The sequence below is a fragment of the Streptomyces termitum genome, assembly GCF_014650175.1.
Taxonomy (GTDB): Bacteria; Actinomycetota; Actinomycetes; order Streptomycetales; family Streptomycetaceae; genus Streptomyces; species Streptomyces termitum.
On record NZ_BMUL01000001.1, the window covers coordinates 623656 to 645213 of the forward strand.

Sequence of the window (21558 nt, forward strand, 5' to 3'; positions counted from 1 at the left end):
GGTACCGCGGGGGATCAGTAGCGACGCGTGATCAGCGCGCGCTTGACCTCCTGGATCGCCTTGGTGATCTCGATGCCACGGGGGCAGGCGTCCGTGCAGTTGAACGTGGTGCGGCAGCGCCACACGCCGTCCTTGTCGTTCAGGATCTCCAGGCGCTGCTCGCCGCCCTCGTCGCGCGAGTCGAAGATGAAGCGGTGCGCGTTGACGATCGCGGCCGGACCGAAGTACTGGCCGTCGTTCCAGAAGACCGGGCAGGACGACGTGCACGCGGCGCACAGGATGCACTTGGTGGTGTCGTCGTAGCGCTCGCGGTCCTCGGGGGACTGCTTGCGCTCGCGGGTCGGCTCGTTCCCCTTGGTGATGAGGAAGGGCATGACGTCGCGGTACGCCTGGAAGAAGGGCTCCATGTCGACCACGAGGTCCTTCAGCACCGTCAGGCCCTTGATGGGCTCGATGGTGATCGGCTTCTCGGGGTTCAGGTCCTTGATCAGGGTCTTGCAGGCGAGCCGGTTCTTGCCGTTGATGCGCATGGCGTCCGAGCCGCAGATGCCGTGCGCGCAGGAGCGGCGGAAGGTGAGCGTGCCGTCCATGTCCCACTTGATCTTGTGGAGACCGTCGAGCACGCGCTCCTTCGGGTCGATCTCGACCGCGAAGTCCTCCCAGACCACCGCGTCCGAGATCTCGGGGTTGAAGCGGCGGATCCGGAAGGTGACCGTGATGTACGGCGAGGCGGCGGATTCCTTCTCCACCTTGTCCAGAACGGGGGTAGCCATCAGTACTTACGCTCCATCGGCTGGTAGCGGGTCGTCACGACCGGCTTGTAGTCGAGACGCACGGTCTCGGAGCCGTCCTCGCCGACCTCGCGGTACGCCATCGTGTGGCGCATGAAGTTGACGTCGTCGCGGGTGGGGTAGTCCTCGCGGTAGTGACCGCCGCGGGACTCCTTGCGCGCCAGGGCCGACACGGCCATGACCTCGGCCAGTTCGAGCAGGTTGCCCAGCTCGATGGCCTCCAGGAGGTCGGTGTTGAAGCGCTTGCCCTTGTCCTGGATGGACACGTTCTTGTAGCGCTCGCGCAGCTCGGCGACCTTGTCGACGGCCGTCTTGATGGTCTGCTCCGTGCGGAACACCATCACGTTGGCGTCCATCGTCTCCTGGAGCTCGCGGCGCAGGTCGGCGACCCGCTCGGTGCCCGTGGAGTTGCGCAGGTTCTCGATCTGCGCGACGACGAACGCCTCGGGGTCCTCCGGCAGCTCGACGTAGTCGTGCGCGTGGGAGTACTCGGCGGCGGCGATGCCGGCGCGGCGCCCGAAGACGTTGATGTCGAGGAGCGAGTTGGTGCCGAGGCGGTTGGCGCCGTGCACCGACACGCAGGCGACCTCGCCGGCCGCGTACAGGCCCGGGACGACGGTGGTGTTGTCCGAGAGGACCTCACCCTCGACGTTGGTCGGGATGCCGCCCATGGCGTAGTGCGCGGTGGGCTGGATCGGGATCGGGTCCGTGTACGGCTCGATGCCGAGGTACGTACGGGCGAACTCGGTGATGTCCGGGAGCTTGGCGTCGAGCTGCTCCGGCGGGAGGTGCGTCAGGTCCAGGTAGACGTGGTCGCCCTCGGGACCGCAGCCGCGGCCCTCGCGGATCTCCGTGTAGATGGAGCGGGAGACGACGTCGCGGGAGGCGAGGTCCTTCATGACGGGCGCGTACTTCTCCATGAAGCGCTCGCCGTCCTTGTTGCGGAGGATGCCGCCCTCACCGCGGGCGCCCTCCGTCAGCAGGATGCCCATGCGCCAGATGCCCGTCGGGTGGAACTGGAAGAACTCCATGTCCTCCAGGGGCAGGCCGCGGCGGTAGCAGGCGGCCTGGCCGTCACCGGTCAGGGTGTGGGCGTTGGAGGTCACCTTGAAGAACTTGCCGGTGCCGCCGGAGGCGTAGACGACGGCCTTCGCCTGGAAGACGTGGATCTCGCCGGTGGCCAGCTCGTACGCGACGACGCCGGCGGACTTCTTGACGCCGTCGACCTCGACGATGAGCTGGTCCAGGACGTAGAACTCGTTGAAGAACTCCACGCCCTCCTTGATGCAGTTCTGGTAGAGCGTCTGGAGGATCATGTGGCCGGTGCGGTCGCCCGAGTAGCAGGCGCGGCGGACCGGGGCCTCGCCGTGGTTGCGGGAGTGCCCGCCGAACCGGCGCTGGTCGATGTCGCCGTTGGGCGTGCGGCCGAAGGGCAGGCCCATCTTCTCCAGGTCGAGGACGGCGTCGATGGCCTCCTTCGCCAGGATCTCGGCGGCGTCCTGGTCGACCAGGTAGTCACCGCCCTTGATCGTGTCGAAGGTGTGCCACTCCCAGTTGTCCTCCTCCACGTTGGCCAGCGCGGCGGCCATGCCGCCCTGCGCGGCGCCCGTGTGGGAGCGGGTGGGGTAGAGCTTGGTCAGCACGGCGGTGCGGCTGCGCTTGGTCGACTCGATGGCCGCGCGCATGCCGGCGCCACCGGCGCCGACGATGACGGTGTCGTACTTGTGGAACTTCATGACGTGGTTACCTCAGCCCCGTGCCTAGCGGATGTTCGGGTCGAAGGTGAAGATCACCAGCGTGCCCAGAAGGATGGTGAACACCGTGGCGGTGTACAGCAGGCCCTTGAGCCACAGGCGCGTGTTGGCCCGCTCCGCGTAGTCGTTGATGACGGTACGGAGGCCGTTGGCGCCGTGCAGCATGGCCAGCCACAGCATCAGCAGGTCCCAGACCTGCCAGAACGGGGACGCCCAGCGGCCGGCCACGAAGGCGAAGCCGATCTTGGAGACGCCGCCGTCCAGGAAGAGCTGGATCAGCAGGTGGCCGAGGACCAGGACGACGAGGACGACGCCGGAGAGGCGCATGAAGAGCCACGCGGCCATCTCGAAGTTGCCGCGCGTCGACTTCGGCGTCCGGCCCGTGCGCTTGCGCGGGGGCTCGATGTAGGGGGCGGGGTTGTCCACGTCGTAGGCGGCGCCTTCGACGGGCCCGATCGCGGAGGTGGTGTCAGAGGACATGTCTGGCGTCAGCTCCCGAACAGTTCACGTGCGGCGTGGCCGAGGACGGGGTACAGCGAGCCCGCCATCAGCACGACCCAGATGCCCACGACGGTCCAGAGCATCTGCTTCTGGTAGCGCGGGCCCTTGGACCAGAAGTCCACGGCGATGACCCGCAGGCCGTTCAGCGCGTGGAAGAGGATGGCGGCGACCAGGCCGTACTCCAGAAGAGCGACGATCGGCGTCTTGTAGGTCGCGACGACCTCGTCGTACGCCTCGGGGGAGACGCGGACGAGAGCGGTGTCCAGCACGTGTACGAACAGGAAGAAGAAGATGAGGACGCCGGTGACTCGGTGAGCCACCCAGGACCACATTCCTTCCCGGCCGCGGTACAGCGTTCCAGCCGGCACGGAAAAACCCTCCGGGAGCGGGGATCGGGGCCGGCCGGCTTCTCTGTCGGTCTGGCCCGGCCGGGTACGGTCCACCGGCCCCGGTCATCGTAGCGACGACTCGCGGGTTCGCTCGCGCGGGGTCCATAGGTGTGATCAAACAGGCACGGACGGCCTATCATCCGAGGCCCGATCGGGACTTTTCGGGTGATATCACCGCTCCGGGCGGGGTACGGCGGGTCCGCGGGCGAGCGTGAGGGCGAGCCGGGAGCGGGCGAGCCGGCGCAGCTCGTCGGCGGCGACGGCCCGCTCCTCGTCCGGTTCGTTGCCGAGACGTGACCGGATCCCGGCCAGGACGGTGTTCAGGCGCTCGCCGGGGCGGACCCCGTCGAGGCTGATGACGAAGGCGTGGCCGAAGCCGCTCTCGTACGCGGCGTGGGCGGCGCTCAGCGCGGTGCGGGCGGCCGGCGGGGCGTCCGGGTGCGGCGGGGCGGCGGACTCCCCGGCCAGCGCCTCGTCGAGATCGGCGCCGGTCAGGTCGTATCCGGCCTCCTCGGCGGCGGCCAGCAGGGCGTCGGTCGTGGGGTAGGGCCGGTGGGAGGCCACCCGGGCGGCCCAGCGGCGGCTGCGGCAGCAGGCGAGCAGCAGCTCCTCGGCCTCGGCGGGGGAGGCGGCGTTGAAGCGGAGCAGGCCGGGCGGGACGCCGGGCGGCTTCTGGGCGGGGAGGGCGGGCGCGGCCGCGGGGCCCGTCGGGCGGGCGTGGGCGCGGGTGTCGCTGGTCAGCGTGGGCTCCGGGACGACGGGGCGGGCGGGGCGCCGGGGCGAACGGGGCGGGGGCGGTGATGCGGGAGGGGCGGGGCGGTGGAGACGGGGCGAAGGGGGTGGGGCGGAGGGGATGGGACGAAGGGGGTGGACGTGACGCAACGTTATCGACGGTACGGGGGAAGTGTCCGACGCCTGCGCGAATTTCACCCGGAAGGGAGAGTTTAGGAACGTGTGATGGACGTGAAGATTCCGTTCCCCGGCTGGCCGCCCCGGCGGGCGTGCGGAAGGATGCCGGTGATGCGGTACTCCCCTCCCCCCTCGCGCGTCCCGGCGCTCCTGGCGGCCGCGGTGGCCCTGACCACCGTCGCGGCCTGCTCGAACGGCTCCCCGTCCGCCCCCGCCACCGGCACCGCCGCGGACCGCTCCCCGTCCGCCGCCCCCGCCACGCCGACGCCGTCCCCCACCCCCACCCGGACGTACCCCCTCTCCACCGCGCCCCGCACCGTCCCCGCCGTCCGCTCCCACGAGCCCGCCCGGGGACCCGGCTGGAAGCCCGCGCCCGGCGCCGGCGTCGTCCTCGCGGCGGGCGCCGGGGGCCTCGCCGACGAGGGCCGCCTGATCGCCGGAGAGCTGGGCCTGGCCTACCGGGGCGAGGCCGCCGCGGGCCCCGGCGACGTGGAGCTGGCGCTCGGCGGGAAGGGCGCCCCGGAGTCGTACACCCTCGCCGTCACCGGCGGCCGGGTCCGGATCACCGGCCCCGACGAGGCCGGAGTCTTCTACGGCACCCGCACCCTCAAGCAGTCCGTCGGCTCCGCCGGGACCATGCCCGAGGGCACCGTCACCGACGCCCCGGCCAAGCCGCAGCGCGGCCTGAACGTGGACATCGCCCGCAAGCACTTCACCGCCGCCTGGCTGGAGGACCGCATCCGGGAGATGGGCGACCTCAAGCTCAACCAGCTCGGCCTGCACTTCTCCGACGACCAGGGCTTCCGCATCGAGTCCGAGTCGCACCCCGAGATCGTCTCGAAGCAGCACCTCACCAAGGCCGAGGTGCGCCGGATCCTCGCCCTCGCCGCGAGCCGGCACGTCACGGTCGTCCCCGAGATCGACTCGCCCGGCCACCTCGGCGCGGTCATCGACGCCCACCCCGGCCTCCAGCTCGTCAGCGTCAGCGGCCGCCGGCCGCGCGGCACCGTGGACGTCTCCGACCCCGAGGCGGCCCGGATCGTCGACGACCTGCTGCGCGAGTACGCCGCCCTCTTCCCCGGCGCCTACTGGCACCTCGGCGCCGACGAGTACGTGGCCCTGATGGCGAAGAACCCGGAGGCCACCTACCCGCGGCTGGCCCGCGCCGCGAAGGAGAAGTACGGGCCGGCCGGCCGGATCCAGGACCTGGCCACCGACTGGCTCAACGACCGCGCCGCCGTCGTCCGCCCCACCGGCAAGACCCTCAAGGCGTGGAACGACGGCTTCTTCGCGGGCGGCGAGACGACCGCCGCGAAGGACCTCCAGGTCGAGTACTGGACGGGGAAGGAGTACGGGGCCCGGCCCCCGCTCGCGTACCTCCAGGCGGGCCGCGACCTCGTCAACCTCAACGACGAGTACCTCTACTACGTGCTCGGCGAGCCCAACGGCTTCACCTACCCCACCGGCCGCCGCATCTACGAGCGGTGGACCCCCCGCGTCGTGCGCGGCACCACCCCGGTCCCCGCCCGCTACGACGCCCAGATCCTCGGCGCCCGGCTGGCCGTCTGGTGCGACTTCTCGAACGCGCAGACCCAGGACCAGATCGCCACCGCCCTGCGGATGCCCCTCGCGGCCCTCTCCCAGAAGGTCTGGGACGCCCGCACGCCGTCCGCGAGCTGGTCCGACTTCCGCGCCCTGGCGGCGAAGGTACGGGACTGAGCGGCACTTTCTCCCTGGACGGACGCCCGGCTCCCGCCGTTTCGCCGGAGCCACCGGGCTCCGCGCCGACGGCCTCGTCGTGCCCGGGACCGCCTGCGCCCTCGCCGTCCTGTCCACCCACCGGTCGACCTCTATGCAGCACGCCAAGGCCACTGGCATGATTCCGGCCACCATGTGACGGAAACGTGCCGTTCGGCACGAGGGTGGGCGGAGGCGGTCATGACCTCGGAGACGGGCCGGAACCTGCGCGAGCAGACCGAGGGCGCGGACGAGCGGGGCCTCGCCGCCGCCGGACTCGCCTGCCTGGACCGCTGTCTGCCGCTGCTCGCCGCCGACGGCGCCGACGCGCTGCGCCCGGTGTGGGCGGCGGTCGCCCGCGCGGACTCCGCCGCCTGGGCCGAGGCCCTCGACAAGGCCCTCGCCGAACTCTCCGGCCCCGCCGCCGAACCGGCGGGCGCGGCCGTCCGCGACCTGCTCGCCGCCGCCCCGCGCGCCTGGACGGCCCCGGCGCTGCGCGCCTGGGCCGCCGACTGCTCCGCCGCCGCCCTCGGCGCGCACGGCCGCTACGACCCCGCCGGGCTGCCCGACGGACTGGTCGAGCGGTGCCGGGCCGGGGTGCCGGACGGCGCGGGCCCGCTGCTCGCGGGCGAACTCCGCCGTCAGCAGGCCGTCCTCGACGCGGTCGCGCTGGGCCCGACCGGACTGCGCCGGGCCCGCGAGCTGTCCGTCGAGGGCGGCCGGGTGCTGCGCGCGGTGGTCTCCCGCCGGGCCCGCACCGCCTGAGCCGTCATTCGGCGGCGGGCGCCTGGAGCGCGATCGAGTCGATCATCTCGGTGATGTCCCGCTCCGCCGCCGCCTTCTCCAGGCCGAGGCCGCTGAGCACCCCGGTGCCGTCCTCGTGCTCCAGGAGGGCGAGCAGGACGTGCTCGGTGCCGACGTAGTTGTGCCCGAGGCGCAGGGCCTCGCGGAAGGTCAGCTCCAGGACCTTCTTCGCCGCCGCGTCGTACGGGACGAGCGAGGGCGGCTCCTCGACGGCCGCCGGGAGCACCGCCTCGGCGGCCTCCCGGACCTGCTCGGCGGTGACGCCCCGGGTGGTGATCCAGTGGGCGGCGATCCCCTCGGGTTCGGCCAGCAGGCCGAGGACGAGGTGGGCGGGGACGATCTCGCCGTTGCGGGCGGCGACGGCCTCGTTCTGGGAGGCCACCACGACGTTGCGGGCGCGCGGGGTGAAGCGGCTGAACCCGGCGTTCGGGTCCATCTTCTCGGCGTCGGGGTCCTTGGGGACGAAGCGCTTCTGGGCGGCCTGGCGGGTCACGCCCATGCTGCGGCCGATGTCGGTCCAGGAGGCGCCGGAGCGGCGGGCCTGGTCGACGAAGTGGCCGATGAGGTGGTCGGCGACCTCGCCGAGGTAGTCCGCCGCGATGACCGCTCCGGAGAGTTGGTCGAGGGTGTCGGGGTGGACCTTCTTGATCGCTTCGATGAGTTCGTCGAGGCGGATGCTGACGTTCGGAACCACGGGCTGCGTCATGAGGCAACCCTAGGTTGACAGTCGCGGACTGTCAACGTCGAGTTGACACCTGGGGGCGATGACTCCTTTCGGGTGACACGGGCGCGCTGTTCATTCCGTACGAACATGTGCAAAAAGGGCTTACGGGGGACGGGGAAACCCCCGGAAAAGGCAGACGACCGGGGCCGCCACCCCCCACAGGAGAGGCCCCGGTCGTCCTCCACGGAGCCGCAGCACGGCTCCGTACTCCATACAGCGCCGCCCCCTCGTTTTGTGTCACACCGCGCACCCGGAACGAAGGTTGCAAGTTGCACAAGGAGCCGGTACCGCGTGGACGCGGCGCCCGCACTCCACGTAGCGTTCTGGAGCGCGAGGCGGAATCGCCGGCTGTGACCGGCCGCGAGGACGCGAACGACGGACAGGGTGTGGGGAGTGCTGGGGGACGACGCGGAGCTGACGGCCGCGCTGCTCGCTGCTCAGGACGGGGACGAGGACGCCTTCCGGACTGTGTACCGCGCCGTGCACCCGAGGCTGCTGGGCTACATCCGCACACTGGTCGGCGACGCCGACGCCGAGGACGTCGCCTCGGAGTCCTGGCTCCAGATAGCCCGCGACCTCGACCGCTTCGACGGCGACGCCGACCGCTTCCGGGGCTGGGCCGCCCGCATCGCCCGCAACCGCGCCCTCGACCACATCCGGATGCGCGGCCGCCGCCCCGCCTCCGGCGGCGACGAGACCGAACTGACCGACCGGCCCGCCGACTCCGACACCGCCGGCGAGGCCCTGGAGGCCCTGGCCACCGGCCGCACCCTCCGCCTCATCGCCCGCCTTCCGCAGGACCAGGCCGAGGCCGTCGTCCTGCGCGTCGTCGTCGGACTCGACGCCAAGACCGCCGCCGACACCCTCGGCAAACGCCCCGGAGCCGTCCGCACCGCCGCCCACCGCGGCCTCAAGAAGCTCGCCGAACTCCTCGGCACCGAGGGCGCCACCGGCACGGAACCGGACGGACCGGCCGCCGACGGCACCCCGGCCCTGGACGGCGTGCCCCCGCAGCGCGGCCGGAACCCCGGGTTCACGGCCCCCGGCGGTGTGACGCATTGGCGTCCCCGGACGCAGAAGGACATGTGATGGCCGACGAGCGGTACCAGTGGCTCGACCCGGAGGCCGCGGAGCGGCTGCTCCGAGGCGACCCCATCGACCCCGCCGCCCCCGGCGCCGCCGCCCTCGCCGAAGCCCTCGACGCGGCCCGCGTCCCCGCCGCCGCGCCCGCCGCCCCGCTCGCCGGGGAGGACGCCGCCGTCGCCGCCTTCCGCGCCGCGACCGCCGCCCGCGCGTCCGTCACCGCCCCGCCCGTCACCGCCCCGGCCGCCGCCGCGCCCGCCGCCGACCTCGGCCGGGTCCGGCTCGCCCCCGTCCCCGGCACCCGCCGCCGCTGGGGCCGCTCGCTGCGCTACGGGCTCGCCGCGGCCGTCGCCGCCGTCACCGTCGGCGGAGTCGCCGTCGCCGCCGGCACCGGGGTGATCCCGCTCATCCGCGACGAGCCCTCCCGCACGGTCACCGCCGTCGAACCGCCCTCGCCCGACGGCGCCGGCCCCTCCGGGGAGCCCCGCCGCCGGGGCCCGTCCGACGCCCCCGCCCCCGGCGTCACCCCGCCCGCCCGCCAGGACGGCACCGCCACCACCCCCGCCGACCCGGACCCGGACCGCCCCGCGACCGGTGCCTCCGCGACGGCCGAGGCCGAGGGCCGGGTCAGGGCCTGCCGCGAGTACCGCGCCGGGCACCTCGACGCCGCTGGGCGCACGCGGCTCTCCCGCGCCCTGCGCGCCGACGAGTCCCTCCGCTCCTACTGCGACCGCCTCCTCACCGGCGACACGGACGGCGACGAGAACGGCGACCAGAACGGCGACAACGGCGACAACGGGAACAGCGGCAACACCGGCAAGGGAAACAACGGCAAGGGCAACAGCGGCAACAACGGGAACGGCAACGGCAACGGCGGGAAGGGCACCGACCACGGCACCGCCCCCGCGACCGGCGCCCCCGACCGCAAGCAGGGCCGCTCCCCGGGCAAGGACAAGGGCGGCGGCGGGGGAGCGGGCGGCGAGGACGCTCGGCCGGGTGCCCGGAAGGGCGGCCGGGACCAAGGCTCCGCGGGCCGCCGGACCACCCCTCAGCAGCGCGGCGACAGCGCCGGACACCGGCGGGACGACCCGCCCGGCACCCCCGGCGGGACCGGCCGGGGAGCCCGTACCGCCACCGCCGCCACCACGCCCCCCTGTCCGGCGGAGGACCCGGCCGGAACCCCCTTCGCGCCGTTCCCCGACACCTTTCCCGGCACCCTCGCCGCCGCTCTTTCGGGGACCCCCGACGCGTCCGCGTGACACGAGGTGTGACACTTTCGGAGCCGATGGCGCAGTACGGAATGCCGACTGGTCATCGGCCGCGCGAGAGAGCCGGGGTTCCCCCCGTACCTGCGGCTCCGCGCACCCGGCGCGGGTGGGACACGTTCCCCCGGTCCCACCCGCGCCCCTTCTCCGCCCCGCGCCCGCCGCGGCTCACCAGTGGACGACCACCTTGTCCCCGACCTTCACCTGGTCGAAGAGGGCCGAGAGCTTCGCCTTGTCCCGGACGTTGACGCAGCCGTGCGAGGCACCGGCGTACCCGCGCGCCGCGAAGTCCGCCGAGTAGTGCACCGCCTGGCCGCCGCTGAAGAACATCGCGTACGGCATCGGCGTGTGGTAGATCGTCGACGTCCAGTCCTTCGCCTTCCAGCCCACGGCGAAGACGCCCTCACGGGTCGGGGTGTTCTCCGAACCGAAGCGCACGTCCATCGACGACACCACCCGGCCGTCGATCATCCACGCCAGGGTCCGGCTCTCCTTGCTGATGCACAGCACCCGGCCCTGCTTGCAGCGCGGGTCCGGCTCGTCCAGCTTGTTGGTCGTGGCCGGCTTCAGCTCGGCGGCGGTCGGCTTCTTCGTCACCGCCAGCAGCTGCCGCCAGGTCGCCTCGTCCACCACGCCCGTCTGCGGCAGCCCCCGCCGGTTCTGGAACCGCTTGACGGCCTTCGCCGTGATCGAACCGTAGAAACCGGTCGGCGCCCGGTCGAAGAAGTCCAGCTGCCGCAGCCGCGCCTGGAGCTCGCGGACCTGCTCGTTCTCGTCGCCGTCGTCCATCAGGGCCCGCGCCGACGGGGTGGCGGACGGGGACGCGGCGGGCTTGCCGTCGTCGGACGGGGAGGCGGACGGCCGCTTCGACGCAGACGCCGACTCCGAGGGCCTCCCGGACGGGGAGGCGGACGCCGACGGCTGCTCCGACGGCGCGGCGGACGACGACTGCGAGGGCGCCGCCGGCGGAGTCGTACCGCCGCCAGGACCGGCCGGAACGCCCCCCGGCCCCTCGCACCCCGTCGTGACGAGCGCGACCGCCGCGACGCCGAGCACCACTCTGTGTATGACGCGAGAACGCTTCACCATGACCCCCGTGGAAAGAACTGTGTCCATAGGGATGCTTCCCACGCCCGTGCGGTTGCGCACCCGCGCGGGTGAGACGGACCGGCCCGTACGGAGGGGCCCCGCGCCGCGCCCCGCCGGGCCGCGCGGCTGCGGTTACAGTCCCTCGCGGGGGCCGGACCCGCCCGGACGGCGGCCGTCGAGCGGGAGGCACGAGCAATGGCGCGCGAGTCGGAGTCGGGACTGCCCGTCGAACCGGTCTACGGACCGGACGCCCTGACGGACTGGGACCCCGCCGAGAGACTGGGCGAGCCCGGCGCGTACCCCTTCACCCGGGGCGTCTACCCCACCATGTACACCGGCCGCCCCTGGACCGTGCGCCAGTACGCCGGCTTCGGCACCGCCGCCGAGTCGAACGCCCGCTACCAGCGGCTCATCGAGAACGGCACCACCGGCCTCTCCGTCGCCTTCGACCTCCCCACCCAGATGGGATACGACTCCGACGCGCCGCTCGCGCACGGCGAGGTCGGCAAGGTCGGCGTCGCGATCGACTCCGTCGAGGACATGCGGGTCCTCTTCGACGGCATCCCGCTCGACCGGGTCTCCACCTCGATGACCATCAACGCCCCCGCCGCGCTGCTCCTGCTCATGTACCGGATCGTCGCCGAGGAACAGGGCGTCCCGGCGGAGAAGCTCACCGGCACCGTCCAGAACGACGTGCTCAAGGAGTACATCGCCCGCGGCACGTACATCTTCCCGCCGCGGCCCTCGCTCCGGCTGACCGCCGACATCTTCCGCTACTGCCGCGCCGAGATGCCGAAGTGGAACACCATCTCCATCTCCGGCTACCACATGGCCGAGGCCGGGGCCACGCCCGTGCAGGAGGTCGCCTTCACCCTCGCCGACGGCATCGCCTACGTCCGCACCGCCGTCGCCGCCGGCATGGACGTCGACGACTTCGCGCCCCGCCTCTCCTTCTTCTTCGTCGCCCGCACCACGCTCCTGGAGGAGGTCGCCAAGTTCCGCGCCGCCCGCCGGATCTGGGCCCGGGTGATGCGCGAGGAGTTCGGCGCGAAGGACCCGAAGTCGCTCATGCTCCGCTTCCACACCCAGACCGCGGGCGTCCAGCTCACCGCCCAGCAGCCCGAGGTCAACCTGGTCCGGGTCGCCGTGCAGGGCCTCGCCGCCGTCCTCGGCGGCACCCAGTCCCTGCACACCAACAGCTTCGACGAGGCCCTCGCCCTGCCCACCGAGAAGTCCGCCCGGCTCGCCCTGCGCACCCAGCAGGTCCTCGCCCACGAGACCGACGTGACCGCCACCGTCGACCCCTTCGCCGGCTCCTACGCGGTGGAGCGGATGACCGACGACGTCGAGGCGGCCGCCGTCGCCCTGATGGACCGGGTGGAGGAGATGGGCGGCGCGGTCCGCGCCATCGAACGCGGCTTCCAGAAGAGCGAGATCGAGCACTCCGCCTACCGGATCGCGCGGGAGACCGACTCCGGCGAGCGGGTCGTCGTCGGCGTCAACCGGTACGCGATCGACGTCGAGGAGCCCTACGAGCCGCTGCGCGTCGACCCGGCCGTCGAGGCCCGGCAGGCCGAGCGCCTCGCCCGGCTCCGCGCCTCCCGCGACGGGGCCGCCGTCACCACCGCCCTCGCCGCCCTCCGGCGGGCCGCCGCCGGCACCGACAACGTCCTCCCCCCGATGAAGACCGCCCTCGAAGCCCGCGCCACCGTCGGCGAGGTCTGCGACGCCCTGCGCGCGGTCTGGGGCACCCACACCCCCGGCGAGGCCCCCTGATCCCGGGGACCGCGTCCGGCGACGGAGGTCACAGCGCGGAGTTCCGGCCATGTGCGACACTCCGCCCATGCTGGGTGTCACCGATCTGCCGACCTATCTCGCCGGGCTCGTCCTCATCATCCTCCTGCCGGGGCCGAACTCCCTCTACGTGCTCTCCGTGGCCGCCCGCAAGGGCACCCGGACCGGCTACAAGGCCGCCGCCGGAGTCTTCACCGGCGACACGGTCCTGATGACCCTGGCCGCCCTCGGAGCCGCCTCCCTCCTCCAGACCACCCCGCTCCTCTTCACGGTGGTCAAGTACGCGGGCGCCGGCTACCTGGCCTGGATGGCGTACGGCATGCTCCGCTCCGCCCTCGCCCTGTGGCGCACCCGCCGCGAGCCCGCCGAGGCCGCCGCCGAGGCCGCCGAGGGCCCCGCCGAGCACCCGTACCGCCGCGCCCTCGTCATCAGCCTCTTCAACCCGAAGGCGATCCTCTTCCTGATCTCCTTCTTCGTGCAGTTCGTCGACCCCTCCTACGCCTACCCGGCGCTCTCCTTCCTGGTCCTCGGCACCCTGCTCCAGCTCGGCAGCTTCCTCTACCTCACCACCCTCATCTTCGGCGGCACCCGCCTCGCCACCGCCTTCCGCCGCCGCAAGCGCCTCTCCGCCGGCGCCACCTCCGCCGCCGGCGCCCTCTTCCTCGGCTTCGCCGTGAAGCTCTCCCTCAGCAGCGCCGCTTGACCCTCTCTCCGTGTCAGGGTCTTGAGTAAGGGGCGTCATGTTCGCCATCGGAGACTTCGCCCGGCACGGGCGGGTGTCGGTCCGGATGCTGCGTCACTACGACGCCATCGGACTGCTGCGCCCGGCCCGGGTCGATCCGCACAGCGGGTACCGCTTCTACACGGCGGGCCAGCTCGCGCGGCTCAATCGCGTCATCGCGCTCAAGGAGCTCGGCTTCACCCTGGAACAGGTGGGGGCCATCCTCGGCGACGAGCTCGGCGCGGAGGAGCTGCGGGGGATGCTGCGGCTGCGGCAGGCCGAGCTGGAGACCGCGCTGCGCGAGGCGCGGGCGCGGCTCGCGCAGGTCGGTGCGAGGCTCCGTGCCATCGAGAGCGAGGGACGCATGTCCACGCAGGACGTCGTCGTCAAGAAGATCCCCGCCGTCCGGATCGCGGAGCTGAGCGGCACCGCCTCCTCCTTCGGACCGGAGGACATCGGGCCGGTCATCGGGCCGCTGTACGGGGAGCTGTGCGGCCGTCTGGAGGCCGCCGGGGTCACCGGCTTCGGGCCGGGGATCGCGTACTACGAGGACGCGGGGCGCGGTGACGGGTCCGTCGTCGTGCACGCCGCGATGACGGTGCCGGAGGGCACCGAGGCGGAGGGCGTGCGGGTGCACGTGCTCCCCGGGATCGAGGAGGCGGCGACCGTCGTCCACCGGGGTTCGATGGACGACGTCCTGCCGACCGCGCAGGCCCTCGCCTCCTGGATCGAGACCAACGGCTACGCCTCCGCCGGGTACGCCCGCGAGCTGTACCTGGAGTGCCCGGAGGACCCGGCCGGCTGGGTCGCGGAGATCCAGGAGCCGGTCGTCCGGGCCTGAGGCGCTACCGCCGCAGGGCCCTGCGCAGCCGCAGGGCCCTGCGGGCGAGCCTGCGGACGCCCGGGTGGCGGGGGACCGGGAGGCCGCCGGGGAGGCCGAGGACGGTGAGGCGGCGGCGGGTGAAGTGGTGCCGGGTGCGTTCCGCGTACGGCCCCGACAGGTGCCGTACCGCCGCCTCCCGCAGGTCCGGCCGGATCTTCGGCTGCATCGCGAAGCCGACCGCGGCCACCAGGTCGTCCAGCCGCTCCGGGTCGGTCACCGGCTCCTCGCCGCCCGGTTCGAGGGGCGGGACGACCGCGTCGACGACCGTGAGCGGGATCCGGTTGCTGTTCTGGAAGGGCGCGAGCCGCTGGAGCAGCTCCCGGGTGCCGACCCGGGCGACCGGCAGGCCGTAGAAGGTGAGGGCGGTCATCAGGGCCGTCGAGAAGCAGCCCACCACCAGTGCGGGCCGCAGTTCGCGGTAGAGGACCTCGGCGAGCACCGGCCGGTCCTCCACGGTCAGGGCGGCGCCGAGCCGCTCCGCCTCCTCGGCGAGCGAGCGGGTCCAGGAGTCGGGGGCGTTCGGGTGCGGCTTGAAGACGAGGGCGCGGTGGCCGCGGGCGACCGCGCCGCGCACCATCCGCAGGTGCAGCTCCTCCTCCTCGGCGGCGGTCATCAGGTGCAGCGCGGCCAGGTACTGGCCGAGGAGCAGCGCGGGCCCGTCGCCGGGTTCCGTGGCGGGCGCAGGCGGGCCGGTGAGTTCCGCGACGGCCGCGGTGAACGCCTCCGCCGGGACGGTCTGCGCCACCGTCCCGAACTCGCCGAGCAGCAGCGGCCGGAGCCCCGGCACCAGGTCGAGGTGGAGGAGCCGGCCGGCCCGGCCGCCGATCATCGGGTCGATCTTGTTGCGGGTCGGCCCGTAGCTCATCAGCCCGTCCGCGTAGACGGTGATCTCCGCCTCGGGCAGCAGCTCGGCGAGGGCGAGGGCCGGGGTGACCTGGATGGACTCCACGACCAGTTCGACCCGGTCGTCGCCGAGCCGCCACAGCGTGTTCAGGTACCGCTGGAGCATCGGCAGGTCCTGGCCGCGCGGGGTCCAGCCGCCGGGGTGCAGCGGGGAGATCGTCTCGTTCCACGACAGCACCTCGTCGAAGCGGCCGCGGATCCGGTCGAAGCCCTCCGCCCGGTCGAAGGCCGGGGTGGTCTCGGGGACCGGCGCGTTGTGGGTGACGAGCAGCAGCCGCCGGTCGGCGGCGGCGAAGCGGCCGCTGTCCAGGGCGGCGGCCAGGGTGACGGCGCCGAACAGGGTGGAGGCGGCGAAGATCTGGGTGGTGCGGCGGGCGCTCACGCGGCCACCTCCGGGGTGCCCGTGCCGCCGGGGCCGGCCGGTGGCGGGGCGGGCCGCCGCCTGCGCAGCCGGCGCAGCAGCGCGGCCCGGTCGCCGCCCATCGAGGCCAGCGCCTCGTCGAGGACCGGCTGCGGCATCCGGCGCAGCGCCCCCGCGCTCATCGCCTTGAGCCGCCGGGCCACCGCGGGTTCGAACTTCTGGAGGGTTCCGACGTGGTGCGCGATGACCGCGCAATAGGTGCGGACGGCTTTCGGGAGGAAATGCTCGGCGTCCTTGTCCCGCGCCGTCTCCTCGATCACCAGATCGAATGCGCGAATGAAATCCAATTGTCGTACGTCACCGATCTGTGTGAGCGAGTTCGGCACCCCGCGCCGGTAGAAGACACCGAATTCGCTGATCGCCGCGAAGGATTCCGCCTCGCGGTGCAGCCGCCAGATCCACGGCCGGTCCTCGGCGGTCCGCAGCCCGTCGGGGAAACGCAGCAGACCCCGGTCGAGGAGCCGCCGGTGGTAGATCCCGGCCCAGGCGTACGGGTAGTCGACGGAGGTGGTGCGGTGCGCGGGCAGGATCGCCCCGCGCGGGTCGAGGACCTCGGCGCGGCGCGGCACGGGCGCCCGGCGGACCGCGCGGGCGCGCCCGGTGACGGTGGTGTGGTCGGTGCGCAGGAAGTCGCAGCCGAGCTCCTCGGCGGCGGCGAGCAGCCGCCCGCAGTGGCCGGGGGCCAGCCAGTCGTCCCCGTCGAGGAAGGCGAGGTACGTGCCGCGGGCCGCGTCCAGACCGGTGTTGCGGGCGGTCGCCAGGCCCCCGTTGCGCTCGCGCCGGATCAGGACGGCGCCGGGCAGGTCCCGCGCGGCGCGCTCCAGGATCTCGGGGGTGGCGTCGGAGGAGCAGTCGTCGACGAGGAGGAACTCGACGTCGTCGCGGGCGTTGGCGCGCAGACTGGCGAGGGTGTCGGGGGCGTATGTCTGCACGTTGAAGAACGGCACGACGACGGAGAGCTTGACCACGCGGCCGACGCTAGGCGCCGCCCCGGCCACCTCGCCGACCGGCCGGGGGATTTCCGGTGAACACGAAGCGGCGGACTCCTTAACCGCCTTTACCCGAGGGGTTCCCGGGCCGTCCACCGGCTGAATCCCGGGCCGCTTCAACGCTCCGAGAGGTGCTGTTCACCGTTTGTTGCGATCGCGTTGGGCCGAAGACCCGAATGCCCTTCTAGCGTCCTCGACGTGCCAGCAAGTTCCCGTGAAACGGTACGGATCGCCGTACTCGCCGATTCCGACACCCGGTGGAAATGGGGTGCGCTCACCGCGCGCCGCATCACCGCCGGGGACGTCGAGCCCACCGGCTTCGTCCTGCGCGGCCGGGCCACTCCCACCGCCCGCCAGCTCGCCGAGACCGGGGCGGCGGCCGCCGCCCCGCGCGAGGTGACCGGCGCGGAGTTCCTGCGCGCGGTGCGGGACGCGGAGGTGCGCGGCGAACGGTACGACGTGATCGTCCTCGCGCTGGTCGGCGGCACCGTCCGGGCCGTCCTCCAGGGCCTCGCCGACCTCGGCCTCGACCGCCGCCCGGTGATCGTCACCGGCTATGTCGGCGTCGTCTACGAGAAGCTGGCCGACGGACTGCTGCTGCGCCACGGCGCCGACGTGGTGCTCGCCAACTCCCGCCACGACGCGGACCGTTTCCGCGCCGTGTACGAAGGGGTGGGCGCCGGCGCCGAGTCGGTCGTCGAGGCCGCGCTGCCCTTCCTCGGCGGAGCCCCGTACCGGCCCGAACCCGGCCGCGACACCCTGGTGTTCGCCGCCCAGCCGTCGGTGCCCACCACCCGCGCCGAGCGCGCCTACGTCCTGGAGCGGCTGGTCCGGCACGCCCGGCTGCACCCCGGCCGCGAGGTCCTCCTCAAGCTCCGCTCCAAGCCCGGCGAGCACACCACGCACCTGGAGGAGCACCCGTACCAGAAGCTGGTGCGCGGTCTGGAGCCGCCCGCCAACCTCCGCCTGGTCTACGGGCACATGGGCGAGGTCCTGGACCGCACCGACCTGCTGGTCACCGTCTCCTCCACGGCCGCCCTGGAGTCCCTGCACCGCCGGATCCCGACCGCGGTCCTCACCGACTGCGGCGTCCGCGAGGCCCACGGCAACCACCACTTCCTCGGCTCCGGCCTGCTCACCTCCTTCGACCGGCTCGACCGGGGCGAGGTCCCGGTCCCCGACGAGGCGTGGCTGGCCCGGCAGGGCGTCGCCGCCGGCGCGGGGGAGGGCTCGTACGACGCCGCCTTCGACGCCGCCCGCGCCCGGGTCGCCGACCTCCTCGCCCGGCCCGGACTGCCCCCGATCGCCCCCTACTACACGGCGGAGACGGCCGGCGGCTACCTGCCCGGCATCCTCGCCCGCCACCGCCTGGACGTCACCGCGCCGCCGGCCCGCGACAGCGGACTGCGCCGGATCGTCCGCGAGGCGGCGCGCGGCGCCTACCGCCACGGCGTCCAGCGCGTGGCCCCCGTCGTCCGACGCCTGGGAGAACTGTGATGCCCGAGAAGCAGCCGATCACCCCCACCGTGCTCGCCGTCATCCCCGCCCGGGGCGGCTCCAAGGGCGTCCCCGCCAAGAACCTCGCCCCCGTCGCCGGGATCCCGCTGGTCGGCCGGGCCGTCCGCGCCTGCCTCGGCGCGCCGGGCGTCACCGACGTCGTCGTCTCCACCGACGACGGGGCGATCGCCGCCGCCGCCCGCTCCTTCGGCGCCGGTGCCGTCCGGCGGCCCGCCGAGATCGCGGGCGACACCGCCACCAGCGAGTCCGCCGTCCGGCACGCCCTGGAGACCTTCGAGGCCGAGCACGGCCGCACCGTCGACGTGGTCCTCCTCGTCCAGTGCACCAGCCCCTTCCTCACGGCGGCCGAGGTCGCCGAGACCGCCGCCCGGGTCGCCTCCGGTGCCGCCGACACCGCCTTCACCGCCGCCCCCTCGCACGGCTTCCTGTGGAAGGAGGCGGCCGACGGCGCCACCGGCGTCAACCACGACAAGGCGCACCGGCCGCGCCGCCAGGACCGCGCGGCCGAATACCTGGAGACCGGCGCCGTCTACGCGATGGACGCGGCCGGCTTCCGCCGCCACGGGCACCGCTTCTTCGGCCGTACCGCGCTCGTCGTCACCGACCCGGCGCGCGCCTTGGAGATCGACGACCCGCACGACCTGGCCCGCGCCCAGGTCCTCGCCCCGCTCCTCGACACGCCGCTCACCCCGTCCCTCGCGGACGTCGACGCGGTCGTCCTCGACTTCGACGGCACCCAGACCGACGACCGGGTCCATCTCGACGCGGAGGGCCGCGAGTTCGTCTCCGCGCACCGCGGCGACGGCCTCGGCATCGCGGCCCTGCGCCGCGCCGGACTGCCCGTCCTCATCCTCTCCACCGAGCAGAACGCGGTCGTCGCCGCCCGCGCCCGCAAGCTGCGCATCCCCGTCCTGCACGGCATCGACCGCAAGGACCTCGCCCTCAAGGAGTGGTGCGAGGCCGAGGGGATCGACCCGGCGCGCGTCCTCTACGCCGGCAACGACGTCAACGACCTGCCCTGCTTCCACCTCGTCGGCTGGCCCGTCGCGGTGAGCAGCGCCCACGACTCCGTCCGGGCCGCGGCCCGCGCGGTCACCGTCACCCCGGGCGGCTTCGGAGCGATCCGCGAGATCGCCGCCTGGCTCCTCGGACCCGAGCTGAACACCCCCGCCCCGCCCAACCCGTAAGGAAAGACCATGAACTCCCGTCTGCGCACCCTCGGTTCCAAGACCGCCGGCCCCGGCCGGCCCGTCTACATCACGGGTGAGATCGGCATCAACCACAACGGCGACCTCGACAACGCCCTCAAGCTGATCGACGTGGCCGCCGAGGCCGGCTGCGACGCCGTCAAGTTCCAGAAGCGCACCCCGGAGATCTGCACCCCGCGCGACCAGTGGGACATCGAGCGCGACACCCCCTGGGGCCGGATGACGTACATCGACTACCGCCACCGAGTGGAGTTCGGCGAGGACGAGTACCGCGCCATCTCCGAGCACTGCGCCGAGCGCGGCATCGACTGGTTCGCCTCCCCGTGGGACACCGAGGCCGTCGCCTTCCTGGAGAAGTTCGACGTCCCCGCCCACAAGGTGGCCTCCGCCTCCCTCACCGACGACGAGCTGCTGCGCGAGCTGCGCGCCACAGGCCGCACCGTCATCCTCTCCACCGGCATGTCCACCCCGGCGCAGATCCGGCACGCCGTCGAGGTCCTCGGCAGCGCGAACATCCTGCTCTGCCACGCCACCTCCACCTACCCGGCCAAGGCCGAGGAGCTGAACCTGCGCGTCATCCAGACGCTCCAGGAGGAGTACCCGAACGTCCCGATCGGCTACTCCGGCCACGAGACCGGCCTCCAGACCACGCTGGCCGCCGTCGCCCTCGGCGCCGCCTTCGTCGAGCGCCACATCACCCTCGACCGCGCCATGTGGGGCTCGGACCAGGCCGCCTCGGTCGAGCCGCAGGGCCTGGAGCGCCTCGTCCGCGACATCCGCACCATCGAGGCGGCGCTCGGCGACGGCGTGAAGAAGGTCTACGAGTCGGAGCTCGGCCCGATGAAGAAGCTCCGCCGGGTCCAGGGGCTCGTCTCCGCATGACCGGCCGGCTGGCGTTCGTCGAGAGCCCGGTCCAGCTCCTGAACGTCCTGGAATGGGCCCACACCCGCGGCCGGGCCACTGCCCCGGCCGCGGGCCCCGGGCCGGGGGAGCCCCCCGCGCCCTCCCCCCGCTGCGACCCGCCCCCGAACCCCCTGCCCGACCTGCGGATCGTGGTGCTCTCGCCGAACGACCCGATGTCGCGCGGCCAGCTCCGCCGGATGGCGCAGCTGGCCCGGGACGAGGGCTTCGACGTGCACTGGCAGGAGGCGCGGGCCGGGCGCGGGGCGCTGGTGCGGACCCTGCGGGAGCTGGCCGGGCCGCTGCGCTCGGCGGAGCGGGTGGTGGTGGGCGACCCCTTCTCGCGCTACGTCCAGCTGCTGCTGTCCCTCTTCGGGCCCCGGCACGTGACGGTCGTGGACGACGGCACCGCCACCATGGAGTTCGCCGCCCAGCTGGCGGGCGGGGAGCGGCTGGTCCGCTGGCACCGCAAGGGCGACCACGGGCCGCGCGAGCTGGTCCTCGCCCCGGTGACCTCGCTGGCCCGCCGCCGGCTCGCCCCGGGCGCCCGCCGCTCCGTCGAGATCTTCACCTCGCTGCCCGTGCAGGCGCCGCCCGGCGCCGAGGTCACCGAGAACCGCTACGCGTGGACCCGGTCCCGCTTCGGCCCGCCGCTGCTCACCGGCGGCGCGGATCTGGTGGGCACCTCGCTGGTGGAGACCGGGGTGGTGGACGCCGACCACTACCTGCGGGTCGTCGGGCAGCTGGCCCGCGCCCACGGCGCCACCCGCTACTTCGCGCACCGCCGCGAGACCCCGGAGAAGCTGCACCGGGTCGCGGTCGAGACCGGCCTCCAGGTGGTCCGCCCGGACCTGCCGCTGGAGCTGATCGCCCGGCGCGGCCCCATCGGCACCACGGTGGTCAGCTTCCCGTCGACGGTCGTGCACACCCTGCCGCTGGCCCTGGAGGGCACCGGCGTGAAGGTCGCGGTCTGCGAGATCGCCCCCGAGTGGCTGCGGGCCACGGCCTCGCCGAGGGCCCAGGGCTTCCTGGCCGGGGTGGTCGGCACGGCGTCCGGGGCGGACCGGCTGACGCCGCGGAGCGGTTCGGGGGTCGACCGGCTCGAATTCGGGTGAGCGTACCCATACGGAGAGCCACTCATGCGCGTCCGACCGAGAATCTTTCCCCTAACGGGC

The 21558-nt window shown here is 73.5% G+C and carries 20 protein-coding genes; 11 read left to right on the top strand and 9 right to left on the bottom strand.

The genetic code is table 11. The features are described 5' to 3' along the window. Positions 1–14: 14 nt before the first annotated feature. The 5 genes from IE219_RS03035 to IE219_RS03055 form a co-directional block, all read right to left on the bottom strand. On the bottom strand, positions 15–773 hold the full coding sequence (locus tag IE219_RS03035; RefSeq protein WP_189974871.1) for a succinate dehydrogenase iron-sulfur subunit: 759 nt from the start codon (positions 771–773) through the stop codon (positions 15–17). Beyond that, positions 773–2527, bottom strand: coding sequence for a succinate dehydrogenase flavoprotein subunit (sdhA, locus tag IE219_RS03040; protein WP_189974872.1), 1755 nt, complete (start codon positions 2525–2527; stop codon positions 773–775). The genes IE219_RS03035 and sdhA overlap by 1 nt, the downstream gene beginning before the upstream one ends. 24 nt (positions 2528–2551) lie before the next feature. After that, the gene (locus IE219_RS03045) at positions 2552–3025 is read right to left on the bottom strand and encodes a succinate dehydrogenase hydrophobic membrane anchor subunit (RefSeq protein ID WP_189974873.1); all 474 of its coding nucleotides are present in this window, start codon (positions 3023–3025) and stop codon (positions 2552–2554) included. Between the two features lie 8 nt (positions 3026–3033). After that, on the bottom strand, positions 3034–3414 hold the full coding sequence (gene sdhC / locus IE219_RS03050) for a succinate dehydrogenase, cytochrome b556 subunit (RefSeq protein ID WP_015035721.1): 381 nt from the start codon (positions 3412–3414) through the stop codon (positions 3034–3036). A 192-nt stretch (positions 3415–3606) separates the two neighbouring features. Further along, positions 3607–4317 carry a 2-oxo-4-hydroxy-4-carboxy-5-ureidoimidazoline decarboxylase gene (locus tag IE219_RS03055; protein WP_373298746.1) on the bottom strand — a complete coding sequence of 237 codons (711 nt, stop codon included), beginning with the start codon at positions 4315–4317 and terminating at the stop codon, positions 3607–3609. Between the two features lie 138 nt (positions 4318–4455). On the opposite strand from IE219_RS03055, the gene IE219_RS03060 reads away from it, so the two are divergent. Continuing rightward, the gene (locus IE219_RS03060) at positions 4456–6063 is read left to right on the top strand and encodes a beta-N-acetylhexosaminidase (protein ID WP_229849549.1); all 1608 of its coding nucleotides are present in this window, start codon (positions 4456–4458) and stop codon (positions 6061–6063) included. A gap of 219 nt (positions 6064–6282) precedes the next feature. Beyond that, a complete protein-coding gene (locus IE219_RS03065) occupies positions 6283–6846 on the top strand; it encodes a hypothetical protein (protein WP_189974874.1) in 564 nt (187 codons plus the stop codon). Between the two features lie 4 nt (positions 6847–6850). Here IE219_RS03065 and IE219_RS03070 read toward each other — a convergent pair whose 3' ends face one another. Beyond that, a complete protein-coding gene (locus IE219_RS03070) occupies positions 6851–7591 on the bottom strand; it encodes a Clp protease N-terminal domain-containing protein (RefSeq protein ID WP_189974875.1) in 741 nt (246 codons plus the stop codon). A gap of 411 nt (positions 7592–8002) precedes the next feature. Here IE219_RS03070 and IE219_RS03075 point away from each other — a divergent pair, with 411 nt between their 5' ends. After that, positions 8003–8698: an RNA polymerase sigma factor gene (locus IE219_RS03075; protein WP_189974876.1), complete on the top strand. Its 696-nt coding sequence runs from the start codon at positions 8003–8005 to the stop codon at positions 8696–8698. Then, positions 8698–9951: a hypothetical protein gene (locus IE219_RS03080; protein ID WP_189974877.1), complete on the top strand. Its 1254-nt coding sequence runs from the start codon at positions 8698–8700 to the stop codon at positions 9949–9951. The genes IE219_RS03075 and IE219_RS03080 overlap by 1 nt, the downstream gene beginning before the upstream one ends. Positions 9952–10125: 174 nt before the next feature. On the opposite strand, the gene IE219_RS03085 is transcribed toward IE219_RS03080, so the two are convergent. Continuing rightward, entirely contained in the window at positions 10126–11046 is a 921-nt protein-coding gene (locus IE219_RS03085; RefSeq protein WP_189974878.1) for a L,D-transpeptidase family protein, read from the bottom strand. Positions 11047–11241: 195 nt separating this feature from the next. Here IE219_RS03085 and IE219_RS03090 point away from each other — a divergent pair, with 195 nt between their 5' ends. The 3 genes from IE219_RS03090 to IE219_RS03100 all read left to right on the top strand — a co-directional run bounded on the left by IE219_RS03090 (position 11242) and on the right by IE219_RS03100 (position 14402). Then, on the top strand, positions 11242–12822 hold the full coding sequence (locus tag IE219_RS03090; RefSeq protein WP_189974879.1) for an acyl-CoA mutase large subunit family protein: 1581 nt from the start codon (positions 11242–11244) through the stop codon (positions 12820–12822). Positions 12823–12889: 67 nt separating this feature from the next. Continuing rightward, positions 12890–13543: a leucine efflux protein LeuE gene (gene leuE, locus IE219_RS03095; protein ID WP_189974880.1), complete on the top strand. Its 654-nt coding sequence runs from the start codon at positions 12890–12892 to the stop codon at positions 13541–13543. Positions 13544–13580: 37 nt separating this feature from the next. Further along, positions 13581–14402, top strand: a complete 822-nt coding sequence (locus IE219_RS03100) for a MerR family transcriptional regulator (RefSeq protein ID WP_189974881.1) — start codon at positions 13581–13583, stop codon at positions 14400–14402. 4 nt (positions 14403–14406) lie between these two features. Here IE219_RS03100 and IE219_RS03105 read toward each other — a convergent pair whose 3' ends face one another. Together IE219_RS03105 and IE219_RS03110 are read right to left on the bottom strand one after the other, a co-directional pair. Then, positions 14407–15729 carry a polysialyltransferase family glycosyltransferase gene (locus tag IE219_RS03105; protein ID WP_189974882.1) on the bottom strand — a complete coding sequence of 441 codons (1323 nt, stop codon included), beginning with the start codon at positions 15727–15729 and terminating at the stop codon, positions 14407–14409. Next, positions 15726–16736 (bottom strand): glycosyltransferase family 2 protein, encoded by a 1011-nt coding sequence (locus tag IE219_RS03110; protein ID WP_189974883.1) that lies wholly within the window; start codon positions 16734–16736, stop codon positions 15726–15728. Before IE219_RS03110 ends, IE219_RS03105 begins: the two co-directional genes overlap by 4 nt. Before the next feature lie 219 nt (positions 16737–16955). Between IE219_RS03110 and IE219_RS03115 the strand changes: the two genes are divergently transcribed. The 4 genes from IE219_RS03115 to IE219_RS03130 are packed head-to-tail and all read left to right on the top strand — an operon-like array spanning position 16956 to position 21498. Beyond that, positions 16956–18254, top strand: coding sequence for a DUF6716 putative glycosyltransferase (locus IE219_RS03115; protein ID WP_189974884.1), 1299 nt, complete (start codon positions 16956–16958; stop codon positions 18252–18254). Further along, the gene (locus tag IE219_RS03120; RefSeq protein ID WP_189974885.1) at positions 18254–19462 is read left to right on the top strand and encodes an acylneuraminate cytidylyltransferase; all 1209 of its coding nucleotides are present in this window, start codon (positions 18254–18256) and stop codon (positions 19460–19462) included. Before IE219_RS03115 ends, IE219_RS03120 begins: the two co-directional genes overlap by 1 nt. Before the next feature lie 9 nt (positions 19463–19471). Beyond that, on the top strand, positions 19472–20365 hold the full coding sequence (locus tag IE219_RS03125; RefSeq protein ID WP_189974886.1) for an N-acetylneuraminate synthase family protein: 894 nt from the start codon (positions 19472–19474) through the stop codon (positions 20363–20365). Beyond that, positions 20362–21498: a hypothetical protein gene (locus tag IE219_RS03130; protein WP_189974887.1), complete on the top strand. Its 1137-nt coding sequence runs from the start codon at positions 20362–20364 to the stop codon at positions 21496–21498. Before IE219_RS03125 ends, IE219_RS03130 begins: the two co-directional genes overlap by 4 nt. Positions 21499–21558: the final 60 nt, after the last annotated feature.